This is a genomic window from Stenotrophomonas sp. YJH_SMC_101-4, assembly GCF_059370395.1.
Window position 1 is genome coordinate 176,587 of the sequence record NZ_JCAFTP010000002.1, and the last position, 11,733, is coordinate 188,319.

Sequence of the window (11,733 nt, forward strand, 5' to 3'; positions counted from 1 at the left end):
TTCCTTCGACGGGGACAGACCACTGTAGCGCGGCGCGCAAGAGGCATTGCGCGCCGCTGCCGCAGAGACAGCACAGGGCTCAGGCCGCTGCGGCCTCAAGCACGTCTTCCAGCCTCACCTCGCCGAGGAAGCCACCACTGCTGGTTGCCGGCTGCTGCGCTTCGATGGCGTGGGCGAACTGCACGCCCGCGTCGTCCTGCAGGCGTTCGAACAGCTGCTGCACCCTGGGGAACTCGCGGCGGTCGACCACCTGGTGATAGTCGTTCCAGCGCGCGATGCCGGCGAAGTAGGCATCGGCGAAGCTGCGCTGTTCGCCCAGCAGCCACGGGCCCGTACCGATCATCTGCTCCAGCGCCTGGTGGGCGTGGCGCACCTTGGTCGTGCCATAGGCACCCAGCACCTCGGCTTCATCACCTTCCGCATGCTCCAGTGCGTGCCAGAGCGGCGCGTAGGCACCGAAGAAGCTGGTGTTGAGATAGGCCAGCCGGTGGTTGAGGCGATCGAAGCCAGCCGTGCCCTGTGCGAAGCCCAGCCCCTGCGCGATGCCCTTCGCGGCCAGGTGGTTGAGAATGGCCAGGCTCTCGCTGAGCAGCTCGCCCTGCGCGGTTCGCAGGGTCGGGGTTTCGCCCAGTGGATTGAGGCGGCGGTAGTCTTCGCCCTGCACTTGGCCGGGCATGTCGATGCGGCACAGCTGGTAAGGCTGGCGCAGCCACTCCAGTGCAACGATGGAGCCGAACGAGCAGCCCGAGGGCACGCCGTAGAAGAGGATCGGGGTCATGGCAGATTTCCGGTTCGAGCCGCGATGCGGCGGGTGAGGAAAGCGTGCCAGCATGGACATTGCCGCTGAAGCCGTCCGAATGGCATCCTGAAGTCCACACGTGTGGACGTTGCGCATGCTCAACCTCAATGATCTGGCCCTGTTCGTGACCGCAGTGGAGCAGGGTGGTTTCGCCGCAGGTGGGCGCCATCTGGGCCTGCCGCGCTCGACCCTTAGCAAGCGCGTGGCGCTGCTGGAAGAACACCTCGAAGTGCGGCTGCTGCAACGCAGTTCGCGCCGCTTCGCGCTGACCGAGGTCGGCCAAGAGTTCTTCGAACGCGCACGCGCGGCGTTGTCGGAGGTAGAGGCTGCGGAGGCCATTGTCCGCGACCGCCAGGCCGAACCCAGCGGCACCGTGCGCATCAGCGCTTCGATTCCGGTGGTGCAGGGCGAGCTCGCCGCGTGCCTGCCCGCGTTGGCCCGCCGCTATCCGCGGCTGCGCATCGAAGTTGAAGTGAGTGATCGTTTCATCGATCTGGCGCAGGAGGGCATTGACATCGCCCTGCGCAGCCACTTCGGTCCGCTGCCGGATTCCGGGTTGGTGCAGCGAATGCTCGGTAGCGAACGCATCGTGCTGGTGGCGTCCCCTGGTTATCTGGCAGCCGCGCCGGCAGTGGACACGCCCGAGCAGCTACGCGCGCATGCCGGCCTGCTGACCGCGCGCCATGCAACGCGCTGGACGCTGCACAGCGCCGACGCCGGCACCGTGCAGGTGGAGCCGCAGGTGGCGCTGGTCGGCAATGAATCGCAGCTGCTGATCGCGGCGGCAGAAGCGGGTCTTGGCATCACCGTGCTGCCCTGCAGCCTGTGTGCGGCGGCCATCGCTGCGGGCCGCCTGCAGCAGGTCCTGCCGGCGTGGCATGCCGGCGAAGTCACCACCAGCGTGCTGCTGCCGCATCGTCGCGGCCAGCTGCCGGGCGTGCGCGTGGTGGTGGATGCGCTGGTCGCGCATTACCAGCTCAACGCAGCGCGCGTGCCAGTACCTGCCAGATCCTCGGGTCCTGGCACTGCGAGACGTTGAAACGCACATAGTCGGCCGCGCGCTGCGATTGGCTGAACGCGTTGCCCGGGGCCAGCACGATGCCTTCGCGCAGGCACTGCCGTGCCAGCGCAGCAGCATCGCGGCCATCGGGAAGCTGGCACCAGAGGAACAGGCCGGCTTCCGGTTGCAGCCACGGCGTGATGCCCAGCGTGTGCAGCTTCCGCAGTGTGTGGCGGCGCGCATCGGCCAGGCGCGAGCGCACCGATTGCATGTGTCGGCGATAGCCACTGTCGGTCAGCGCGATGTGCATCAACTGCATCGCAAGATGGCCGCCGCCGAAGCTGGTGGCCAGCTTCAGGTCGGTCAGCGCTTCGATCCAGTCGTGGCGTGCAGCGATGTAGCCACAGCGCGAAGCGGCTGACAGGGTCTTGGAGAAGCTGCCGACGTGGATCACCCGAGACAGCCCATCCAGCGCAGCAAGGCGCGGTGCCGGCTGCAGTTCGAAGTCGGCGAAGATGTCGTCCTCGACGATGATCAGTTCGCTGCGTTCGGCCAGCCCCAGCAGCCGATGCGCGGTGCTGGCCGAGAGCACCGCGCCGGTCGGGTTGTGCAGGCCCGAGTTGGTGATGTACAGCCGTGGCGAATGCGCCTGAAGTGCTTGCGCGAACGCCTCCAGGTTCGGGCCGCTGTGCGTGTACGGCACGCCGATGGCCTGCACCTGGTGCGCCTTCAGCAGCGCGTGGTAGTTGAAGTAGCTCGGATCATCCACCAGCACGCAGTCGCCGGGCTTGAGCAGGAAACGGCAGAGCAGATCGACCGCGTGCGTACCGGATTCGGTCAGCAGGATCTGCTCAATCGGTGCATCAATGCCCAGCGCCGCGCAGCGCCGTTGCAGCAGCTGGCGCAATGCGGGCAGCCCGAGCGGACCGGCGTAGTCGACCAGCTGCATGGCATCGGCACGCGCCAGTCGACGCAGGCCTCGGCGCACGCCGTCGTGATACAGCCAATCACTGGGCATCCAGCCGCAGCCCGGCTTGAGGTGCCCGGGCGGCGTTTCCAGCGATTGCCGCGACACCCACAGCGGGTCCACCGCGCGGTCCAGTCGCGGTTCCATTTCGGCCAGAGCGAGCGGTGCGGGCGGTCCGCTGACATAGAAGCCGGAACCGGCACGGGCGCTGATCAGCCCTTCGGCGGCGAGGCGCTCGTAGGCCTCGACCACGGTGGAGACCGACACGCCCATCGCCGCCGCCTGCGCGCGTACCGAGGGCAGGCGTGAGCCGGGGCCATCCACCCGCGCGCCGATGCGGGTACGGACGGCCTGGATGACCGATTCGATGCGGGTAAGCGGGCGCGTCATGGCGAAAGTGTGCTGTAAGTGTGGGCAGTACAGTTATTTGAAACTGTACTGGATTGTAGCTGGGGGGCGCGGGCCGCAGGTGCTTCCATGGAGATCCCGCCGGGCACCGCCCGGCACCCCGGGAGTACAGACGTGGAACGGTCGGCGAGTGGTTGGATCAATGGCTTCATCGGTGTGGTGATCTTTGCCGGCTCGTTGCCGGCCACCCGCCTGGCCGTGCTGCAGCTGGACGCCGGGTTCGTTACCGCCGCGCGCGCCACCATCGCCGCCATACTCGGCCTGGGCCTGTTGCTGCTGTTGCGCCAACCCTTTCCGCGACGCAGCGACCTGCCCGGGCTGGCGGTGGTCAGCCTTGGCGTGGTGGTCGGCTTCCCGCTGCTGACCGCGCTTGCCCTGCGCCACGCCTCATCAGCGCACACCATCGTGTTCCTCGGCCTGTTGCCGCTGAGCACTGCGGTGTTCGGCGTACTGCGCGCTGGCGATCGGCCGCGCCCGGCGTTCTGGCTGTTCTCGCTGCTGGGCAGCGCCTGCGTGGTCGGCTATGCCGCGCGCAACGGCATCGAGGCCTCGTTGCAGGCCGACCTGCTGATGCTGGCGGCGATCGTGGTGTGTGGACTGGGCTACGCGGAAGGCGGTCGGCTTGCCCGTCATCTCGGCGGCTGGCAGGTGATCAGCTGGGCGCTGCTGCTGGCACTACCGGTGATGCTGCCGCTGACGGTGCTGATGCGCCCGCCCTCGTTCGTCGAAGTGGGGGCATCCGCGTGGTGGGCGCTGGGCTACGTGGCGGTGTTCAGCATGCTGCTCGGGTTCCTGTTCTGGTATCGCGGGCTGGCCCAGGGTGGAATCGCCGCGGTCGGCCAGCTACAGCTGCTGCAACCGTTCTTCGGCCTGGCGCTGGCTGCGCTGTTGCTGCATGAAGCGGTCAGCCTCAGCATGGTGCTGGTGACCGTGGTCGCGGTGATCTGCGTCGCCGGCGCGCGCCGCTTCAGCCGCTGAGCGAAAAAGGGGACGGAAGGGATTAAGTCGTAACTGGCCCTGCTGTGCCTGAAACGACTTAATCCCCTCCGTCCCCTTTTCCGGTGATAGCGAGGGCGTATCGTGGGCGGTGGTCAACGGTATTGGCCGGGGCGGTGAGCTTGGCTGAAGCTGTGCGTATGAAGCCGATGTCGCGTATTTCCTTCGAGGGTCAGGTGGGCCTGGTGACCGGTGCCGCGGGTGGGTTGGGCCTGGCCTACAGCCGCCTGCTGGCCGAGCGCGGTGCGCAGGTGGTGATGCATGACGTCGGTGCCGGTACCGATGGCCGCGGCGCCGATCCGCAGCGCATCGTTCGCAGCGTGGAAGTGCTGCAGGGGCAGGGTCTGCCGGTGCAGGCCGCAAGCGGTCCCATCGACCATCGCTCGGGTTGCCACGCGCTGGTGCAGGATCTGTTGCAGCAACATGGCCGCATCGATTTCCTGATCCACAACGCGGGCTGGGTCGAGTACCAGCCGCTGGAAGCGATCGAGGACGAGGCGCTGGATCAGACGCTGTGCCTGGCGGCGAAGACGCCGCTGTGGCTGGCGCAGGCGGTGTGGCCGGCGATGCGCGCGGCGGGCGGGGGCCGCATCGTCATCACCACCTCCGATCGCGCGCTGTATCCGCAGTACGCACAGCGCGGACTGTCTGCCTATGCGATGGGCAAGCTGGCCGCGCTTGGCCTGGTCAATGTGCTGGCCCTGGAAGGCGCCGAGCACGGCATCGTGGTCAATGCGGTTTCGCCGGTAGCGAAGACGCGCATGTGGGGCATCGAAGGCGAACCCGACGAACTGCATCCGGACGCCGTTGCGCAAGGAGTGGCCTATCTGGCATCCACGCGCTGCCAGGAGGGTGGGTGGGCACTGCGTGCCAGCAACGGGCAGTTCCATGCACTGCGCCTGCAGGAGGCCGAGCACGTGGCGTATCCGCGCGATCTGCGTGCGGTCAGTGCCGACAGCATCGAGTCGGTGGCGCTGCAGTGGCCGGCCATTGCCCGCGCCAGCGTGGACGCGCGCGGCTGAGGGCGTACCCTAGGCAGGTTTTCACTGCCTGCTCCCAGATGATCGATCTGCGCCTGCTTCGCCAGTTCGTGGCCGTGGCCGAAGAACTGCATTTCCACCGCGCTGCGGCCCGCCTGCACATGTCGCAGCCACCGCTGACGGCGGCAATACGTCGGCTGGAAGACGAACTCGGAAGTGAATTGATCGTGCGCGGCAACCGCACCCTGGGTCTGACCGTGGCCGGGCAGACGTTGCTGGTGGAGGCACGTGCAACGCTGCGGCAGGCTGAGCAGGCGTTGCAGCGCACGCGCGAGGCGGCAAGCGGACAGTCTGGCTGCCTGCGCGTAGGCTATGTCGGCAGTGCGCTGTATGGCCGCCTGCCAGGTTTGATCCGCCGCTTCCGCCAGCAGTACCCGCAGGTGCAGTTGCACCTGCAGGAAGCCACCTCGCGCCAGCAGCAGTTGTGGCTGCGTGAGCAGCGCATCGACGTAGGCGTGCTGATTCCACCGATTCCCGCCGCCGAGCTGGTGCTGCACGACTTCGACCACGACCGCCTGGCGATTGCGCTGCCGCGTGCACATGCGTTGGCCGATGCGGCGGAGGCCAGTGTGGCGATGCTGGCTGATGAACCGTTCGTTTCGTGGCCGGCGGGCGAGGGCATCGGCTTCCATGCGCAGGTGCTGGGCCTGTGTACCGCAGCGGGATTCACCCCACGTGTGGTGCAGGAAGCGCAGGGCATGCACGCGGTGTTGTCACTGGTGGCGGTGGACGCCGGCGTGGCGATCGTGCCGGCCAGCATGGCCAGCTTCCGCCCGCAGGAGATCGTCTATCGCGTGCTGGAGGGCGAAGCCGCCCGTTTCGCCCTGCAGTTCTGTATGCGCCCGGAACCACCGTCACCGGTGCTTGGCAATTTCCTGGACGTGGCGAAGCTGCCTGCCCGCGGCTGAGCCGCGGGTTCACCTGCTGAATCGGCGGCCAGCGTGATCCTCGGTCAGAACCGATAGCTGATGGTGCCGGTGACCACGCGCGGGTAGCCGGCGAAGCAGTCGCCAAACGTGCGGCACGGGGCGTAGTAGCGCTTGTCGGTGAGGTTGGTGATGTTCAATGCCATCGTCCAGTCGGTCACCTGCACTTCCACCAATGCATCGGCCAGCGTGTAGCTGGGCGTGATGATGCGCCCGCCATTGCCCAGCGATACGGTGTTGCCGACGTGGCGCACGCCCAGGCCCAGGCGCAGGCGTGCGGCATCGTCAAGCTGGAAGCCCTTGGATACCCAGGCCGAGGCCAGGTCCTGTGGGGTGTCGTTGAGGCGCTGGCCCACTTCCAGCGCGAAGTTGCTGCGGCTGACTTCGGCCTCGTTGCGGGCCACCGCGGCGGTGATGGTGAGGTCGTTGGCGAACTGGAACTGCCCTTCCAGCTCGATACCCTTGGAGCGGATCTGCCCGGTCTGCACCACGTTCAGCACGTTGTCCGGGTCGTTGGTCTGCCGGTTGGTTTCGGTGATGCGGTACGCCGCCATCGTCAGCAGCAGGTTGCGTGCCGGCTGCCACTTGATGCCGGCCTCGCTCTGGCGGCCACGCATCGGCTTGAAGGCCTGGCCGAACAGGTCCTGGCCAGTCACCGGCAGGAACGATTCGCTGTAGCTCAGGTAGGGCGATACTCCGGCGCCGAGGTCGCCGATCAGGCCGGCGCGGTAGGTGGTGGCGTTGTCGGTCTGGCTGGGTTGGCCTTCGGTCTTCGAGCGCGCATGGTCGCGGCGCGCGCCCAGCACCAGCGAGACGCGGTCGGCCCAGCGGATCTGGTCCTGCACATAGACACCCAGCTGGGTGGAGGTCTGGTCCGGCTGACGATCCCAGCCACGCACGATCGGTGCGACCGATACCGGGGTGTAGATGTCGATCGGCGTGCCGGTGGCATCCAGCCGCTGCAGCTGCTCCCTGTACTGGCTGTAGTCCACCCCGGCCAGCAGCAGGTGCTGGAAGGCACCGGTGGCGAAGTCGAACTGCAGCGCATTGTCGGCGCTGAAGATCTGCACGTCGGGGCGGGTGCCGTAGGCGGTGCGGTTGACCACGCGGTGGTCGGCATCGATGTAGGGATCTGCCGGATTGCTGTAGCTGTCCACGTACATCTGCTGCAGGGTGGTCCTGCCATCGATGTAGCGCACCGCCGAGCGCAGGCTGAGCACGTCATTGAAGCTGTGGTCGAACAGCGCGGTCAGGCTGTAGACGCGCGAATCGATGCGATCAAAGCCGGGGTGGCCGATGAAGGTGGAGGTGTCCAGGCGACGGTCTGGCGGCGCCAGCAGGGTCGCGGCCAGCGGCAGGAACTGCTGGCTGGAGCCGGTCCTGTCGTGCTGGTAGCCGGCCAGCAGGGTCAGCGTGCTGCGTTCGCCGCGCCAGCTGATCGAGGGCGCCAGGTAGATGCGGTCATCGTTGAGTACATCGGTCTGCATGTTCGATTCACGCACCAGCCCGACAAAGCGACCGGCAACCGTACCGGCATCGTTCAAGGCGCCGCCAATGTCACCCTGAAGCTGCCTGCGGTCGAAGCTGCCGAACTGCGCGCCGACCTCGCCCGTGAGGGCGCCGAAGGTCGGGCGCTTGCTCATCGCATTGATGATGCCGCCGGTGGCGCCGGCACCGTACAGCACCGAGGACGGGCCGCGCAGCACTTCTACCCGTTCCAGGCCGTAGATCTCCGGGCGGGCGAGCGGGCTGAACCCGTAGCTGCGGCGCAGGCCATCCTGGTACTGCACGGGGTCCAGCCCGCGCACCGAGGTCGCGTCGTTGCGGGTATCCAGGCCCCAGGCATCGGCGGTGACGCCGGCGCTGTAGCGCAGCACTTCCTGCAGGTTGTGCGCGCCGCGATCGGTGAACAGCTGCTGGGTGACCACGCTGATCGCCTGCGGCGTCTCGGTCAGGGCGGTGTCGGTCTTGGTCGCGGTGCTGGCCCGCTCGGCCACCACGGTCACCTTGTCCAGGGTGCGTGCCGCCGGGCCGTCCTGGGCCTGGGCGATGGCCGAGGCCAGCAGGGTGGGCAGGGCAAGCGTGTACAGCAGCGGGCGGCGCGGCGACAGGGCGGGCATCGTCAGGAATCCGGGAAGGCGGTGACGGCGGATTATCCGGATGCTCGACTGCAAATACAAATGATTCCCAAATGCGATTGAATCGCTCGGGACAGGCGTCAGGGCAGGCCGTCCGAGGCGCCGCGGATGCTCAGCCAGGCGCCACCGCCCGGGGCACTGCCTGCGCGCAGCCGGAAGCCGTGCAGGCCGGCAATGGCGGCCACGATCGACAGGCCCAAGCCGAATCCAGGTCCCTGGCCGGCACTGCTGCTGCCGCGGAAGAAGCGCTGGTAGATCAGTGTGCGATCCTGCGGCGGGATGCCGGGTCCATTGTCGATCACATCGATCCTCGGCGCGCCGTGATCATCGACCGCACGCAGCAGGATGCGGCCGTGCGCAGGGGTGAACTGCAGGGCGTTGGACAGCAGGTTCGCCACCGCTTCGAACAACAGCTCACGGTCGCCGCGCAGCAGGCCGGCCTGTGGATCCACCTGCAGCTCCAGCAACTGCTGCTTCTCTTCGGCCAGTGGCAGGTAGAACTGGTGCAGTTCCTGCAGCAGCTCGGTGACGTCGACCGCGTCGAAGGCCGAACGTCGCTGGTGGCTCTCCAGCTCCGACACCCGCAGCAGCGCGGCGAAGCGCGCCATCAGCATGTCGGTCTCGGCCAGCGCCTTGTCCAGAGGATCGGCATGCGGGTTCTGTTCGTCCAGGCCCACGCGCATGCGGTACAGGTGGGCACGCAGGCGGGTCAGAGGCGTGCGCAGGTCGTGGGCAATGCTGTCGCACACGCCCTTGACCTCGGTCATCAACTGCTCGATGCGCTCCAGCATGGCGTTGACGATGCTCGACAGCCGGTCGATCTCGTCGCGGCGGCTGGAGACCGGCAGGCGCTGGCCGAGGTCGCCGGCAACGATGCGGTTGGTGGCGGCTTCGATCTGCTGGATCCGTTTCAACGGCCGCCGGCGGAGCAGATGCCAGCCCACCAGGCCGGGAATGACGGTCAGCGACACACCCCACAGCAGTGCATCGAGAATGATGCTGTTGACCGCCATGAGCTTGCCGTTCTGGCGCACGAACACCAGCGTCCGCCCATCCCGGGTCGCTACGCCAAGCGCGCTGCCGCCGCTCTCGTGCTTTCCATCGACCAATGTCCAGCCTTCCACCGGATGCGAGCTGCCATCCAGCGGCAGTCCCGATGGGATGGCGGTCAGCGGTCCAGCCAATGGCGCGCCGTCGCCGCTGAACAATCCGTAGGTGTAGACCTGGTGCAGGTCGAAGCGCTGGCTGTCGCGCAGCGCGTCATCCAGCGCAGGACCGTCGAAGCTCATGAACAGATGTGCGCGCTGCTGCAGGCCCGACTCGGTCAGGTCACTCAGGTAATCGGAGATGCGCCAGTACATCACGCCCAGCAGCAGGCTCGACCAGGCCACGAACAGGATGCAGTACAACCCGAGCAGGCGGCTGCTGGATGAGCGCCACTGGTCAGGATTGCGCATCGAAGACATAGCCGGTTCCACGTACGGTGGTGATGGGTTGCGGGCGGCCCGGCTGCTCGATGCGCTTGCGCACGCGGCCGATATGCACATCGATCAGGTTGGTGCCCGGATCGAAGTGGTAGCCCCAGACTTCCTGGAACAGCATGCTGCGGGTGACCACCTGGCCGGCGTTGCGGACCAGGAATTCGAGCAGTTTGAACTCGGTCGGCAGCAGGCTGATCTCCTGCCCGCCACGCCGGGCCGAACGGGTCATCAGATCCAGTTCGAGGTCGCCGGCGCGCAGGACATTGTCAGCAGGGCCGGCCTGGCTCTGGCGACGGATCAATACCTCCACGCGGGCCGCCATCTCATCGGAGGCGAACGGCTTGGTCAGGTAGTCGTCGCCGCCCGCACGCAGGCCACGCACGCGCTCGTCCACGTCCGACAGCGCGCTGATCATCAGTACGGGGGTGACGATTCCTTCGCGCCGCAGCGCAGTGACCAGCGCCAGGCCATCAATGCCGGGCAGCATGCGGTCCAGGGTGATCACCGCGTAGTCGCCCGCACGCGCCAATGCGAGGCCGGCAGTGCCATCAACGGCAACGTCGACCTCGAAGCCATGGCTGCGCAGCTCGGTTGCGATTTCCTCCGCAGTGACAAGATCGTCCTCGATGGTGAGTACGCGCGGCATGGGCCAGTGTGCAGGTTGGATGGCTGCCATCCTCGCAACCGCTCGCGGTGACTGCAAATGAAAAATGTTTCATGCACGATTCGCAGGATTCCGCGCACGGGTCTTCTATATTCGGCGCCGAGCGTCTCCCCCCGGCGCGCGGAACCCCGGCACCCGATGAACCTCCTGCCCACCCCGTTGCCACACCACGCCCGGCCACCGCGGCTCCGACGGCCGCTGCTGCTTGCGCTCGTTCTGCTCGGCCTGCTGTCGGCCTGCGGCAAGGATGCGCCCAAGCCGGCCGGCAGGCTTCACGAGGTGGAGGTGCTGACCCTGCAGGAAAGGCCGCTGGCGATGGAACAGGAGCTGCCGGGGCGAACCATCGCATCGCAGGAGTCGGATGTGCGCCCGCAGGTGGATGGCGTGCTGGTGAAACGCCTGTTCGAGGAGGGCGAAACCGTGCGTGCCGGGCAGCCTTTGTTCCAGATCGAACCGGCCCTGTACCAGGCGGCGCTGAATCAGGCTCAGGCCAACCTGAAAACCGCCGAAGCGGCGGCAGTCACCGCACGCCTGCGCGCGCAACGGATGCAAGCGCTGGGCGGCGAGCAGCTGGCCGCGCGCCAGGACGTGGATGACGCCATCGCCAGTGGGCAGCAGGCCGCAGCCGCGGTGCAGGCGGCACAGGCGAGCCTGGATACCGCACGTACGCGGCTTGGTTTCGCCACGGTGACCGCGCCGATTGCCGGGCGCATCGGCCGTGCGCTGTTCACACCGGGGGCGCTGGTCACCTCTGGCCAGGCCGACCCGCTGGCGCGGATCCAGCAGGTCGACCCGATGAACGTGGACATCGCCCAGTCCAGCAACGAGTACCTGGCCTTGCGCCGCGCCATCGCCGACGGTGGCGTGCAGGCCACCACCGCTGCGGTGCGGCTGAGGCTGTCCGATGGCAGCGCGTATCCGTTGCCCGGCACTCTGGAATTTGCCGATATCGACGTGCAGCAGGAAACCGGCAGCATCACCCTGCGTGCACGTTTTCCCAATCCCGCCGGGCAGCTGCTGCCAGGCATGTACGTGCGCGCGCTGGTGGGGCAGGGCACCCGCCAGCAGGCGCTGCTGGTGCCACAGGCTGCGGTCGACCGCAGCCCGAAGGGCGAGGCGCAGGTGTGGGTGGTGGATGAGGGCGGCAAGGCGAAGCTGCGCCTGTTCCGCACCGCGCGTGCGGTGGGCGATCAGTGGCTGGTGCTCGATGGCCTGGCCGCCGGTGAACAGGTGGTGGTGGCCGGCACGCAGGGCCTGGCCGATGGCATGGCGGTACGGGTGAAGTCTGCGCCGGCACCGGCCGGGAAGGACTGA

General features: G+C 67.6%; 10 protein-coding genes. 5 read left to right on the forward strand and 5 right to left on the reverse strand.

The features are described 5' to 3' along the window. Positions 1-79 precede the first annotated feature (79 nt). Positions 80-778 (reverse strand): glutathione S-transferase family protein, encoded by a 699-nt coding sequence (locus AC5P8D_RS06970; protein WP_495203197.1) that lies wholly within the window; start codon positions 776-778, stop codon positions 80-82. Between the two features lie 115 nt (positions 779-893). Between AC5P8D_RS06970 and AC5P8D_RS06975 the strand changes: the two genes are divergently transcribed. After that, the gene (locus AC5P8D_RS06975) at positions 894-1,838 is read left to right on the forward strand and encodes a LysR substrate-binding domain-containing protein (protein WP_043398268.1); all 945 of its coding nucleotides are present in this window, start codon (positions 894-896) and stop codon (positions 1,836-1,838) included. Here AC5P8D_RS06975 and AC5P8D_RS06980 read toward each other — a convergent pair. Next, positions 1,777-3,156 (reverse strand): aminotransferase-like domain-containing protein, encoded by a 1,380-nt coding sequence (locus AC5P8D_RS06980; protein ID WP_329831563.1) that lies wholly within the window; start codon positions 3,154-3,156, stop codon positions 1,777-1,779. The genes AC5P8D_RS06975 and AC5P8D_RS06980 overlap by 62 nt on opposite strands. 132 nt (positions 3,157-3,288) lie before the next feature. On the opposite strand from AC5P8D_RS06980, the gene AC5P8D_RS06985 reads away from it, so the two are divergent. The 3 genes from AC5P8D_RS06985 (at position 3,289) to AC5P8D_RS06995 (ending at position 6,118) form a co-directional block, all read left to right on the forward strand. Continuing rightward, on the forward strand, positions 3,289-4,152 hold the full coding sequence (locus AC5P8D_RS06985) for a DMT family transporter (RefSeq protein WP_053442598.1): 864 nt from the start codon (positions 3,289-3,291) through the stop codon (positions 4,150-4,152). 167 nt (positions 4,153-4,319) lie between these two features. Continuing rightward, positions 4,320-5,192, forward strand: a complete 873-nt coding sequence (locus AC5P8D_RS06990; RefSeq protein ID WP_495203198.1) for an SDR family NAD(P)-dependent oxidoreductase — start codon at positions 4,320-4,322, stop codon at positions 5,190-5,192. 38 nt (positions 5,193-5,230) lie between these two features. Beyond that, positions 5,231-6,118, forward strand: a complete 888-nt coding sequence (locus tag AC5P8D_RS06995; RefSeq protein ID WP_109814089.1) for a LysR family transcriptional regulator — start codon at positions 5,231-5,233, stop codon at positions 6,116-6,118. A 44-nt stretch (positions 6,119-6,162) separates the two neighbouring features. Here AC5P8D_RS06995 and AC5P8D_RS07000 read toward each other — a convergent pair whose 3' ends face one another. From AC5P8D_RS07000 to AC5P8D_RS07010, 3 genes are all read right to left on the reverse strand, one after another. Next, positions 6,163-8,256: a TonB-dependent siderophore receptor gene (locus AC5P8D_RS07000; RefSeq protein WP_495203199.1), complete on the reverse strand. Its 2,094-nt coding sequence runs from the start codon at positions 8,254-8,256 to the stop codon at positions 6,163-6,165. A 98-nt stretch (positions 8,257-8,354) separates the two neighbouring features. Next, entirely contained in the window at positions 8,355-9,731 is a 1,377-nt protein-coding gene (locus AC5P8D_RS07005) for a sensor histidine kinase (protein ID WP_495203310.1), read from the reverse strand. After that, complete coding sequence (locus tag AC5P8D_RS07010; protein ID WP_241876916.1) at positions 9,718-10,401, reverse strand: response regulator transcription factor; 684 nt, start codon at positions 10,399-10,401, stop codon at positions 9,718-9,720. Before AC5P8D_RS07010 ends, AC5P8D_RS07005 begins: the two co-directional genes overlap by 14 nt. 156 nt (positions 10,402-10,557) lie before the next feature. On the opposite strand from AC5P8D_RS07010, the gene AC5P8D_RS07015 reads away from it, so the two are divergent. Then, a complete protein-coding gene (locus tag AC5P8D_RS07015) occupies positions 10,558-11,733 on the forward strand; it encodes an efflux RND transporter periplasmic adaptor subunit (RefSeq protein ID WP_495203200.1) in 1,176 nt (391 codons plus the stop codon).

Bases quoted from the DNA above. Each gene is read 5' to 3' on its own strand.
- AC5P8D_RS06980 (WP_329831563.1), bottom strand. From the start codon at position 3,156: ATGACGCGCCCGCTTACCCGCATCGAATCGGTCATCCAGGCCGTCCGT.
- AC5P8D_RS06975 (WP_043398268.1), top strand. From the start codon at position 894: ATGCTCAACCTCAATGATCTGGCCCTGTTCGTGACCGCAGTGGAGCAG.
- AC5P8D_RS06970 (WP_495203197.1), bottom strand. From the start codon at position 778: ATGACCCCGATCCTCTTCTACGGCGTGCCCTCGGGCTGCTCGTTCGGC.
- AC5P8D_RS07010 (WP_241876916.1), bottom strand. From the start codon at position 10,401: ATGCCGCGCGTACTCACCATCGAGGACGATCTTGTCACTGCGGAGGAA.
- AC5P8D_RS07000 (WP_495203199.1), bottom strand. From the start codon at position 8,256: ATGCCCGCCCTGTCGCCGCGCCGCCCGCTGCTGTACACGCTTGCCCTG.
- AC5P8D_RS06990 (WP_495203198.1), top strand. From the start codon at position 4,320: ATGTCGCGTATTTCCTTCGAGGGTCAGGTGGGCCTGGTGACCGGTGCC.
- AC5P8D_RS07015 (WP_495203200.1), top strand. From the start codon at position 10,558: ATGAACCTCCTGCCCACCCCGTTGCCACACCACGCCCGGCCACCGCGG.
- AC5P8D_RS07005 (WP_495203310.1), bottom strand. From the start codon at position 9,731: ATGCGCAATCCTGACCAGTGGCGCTCATCCAGCAGCCGCCTGCTCGGG.
- AC5P8D_RS06995 (WP_109814089.1), top strand. From the start codon at position 5,231: ATGATCGATCTGCGCCTGCTTCGCCAGTTCGTGGCCGTGGCCGAAGAA.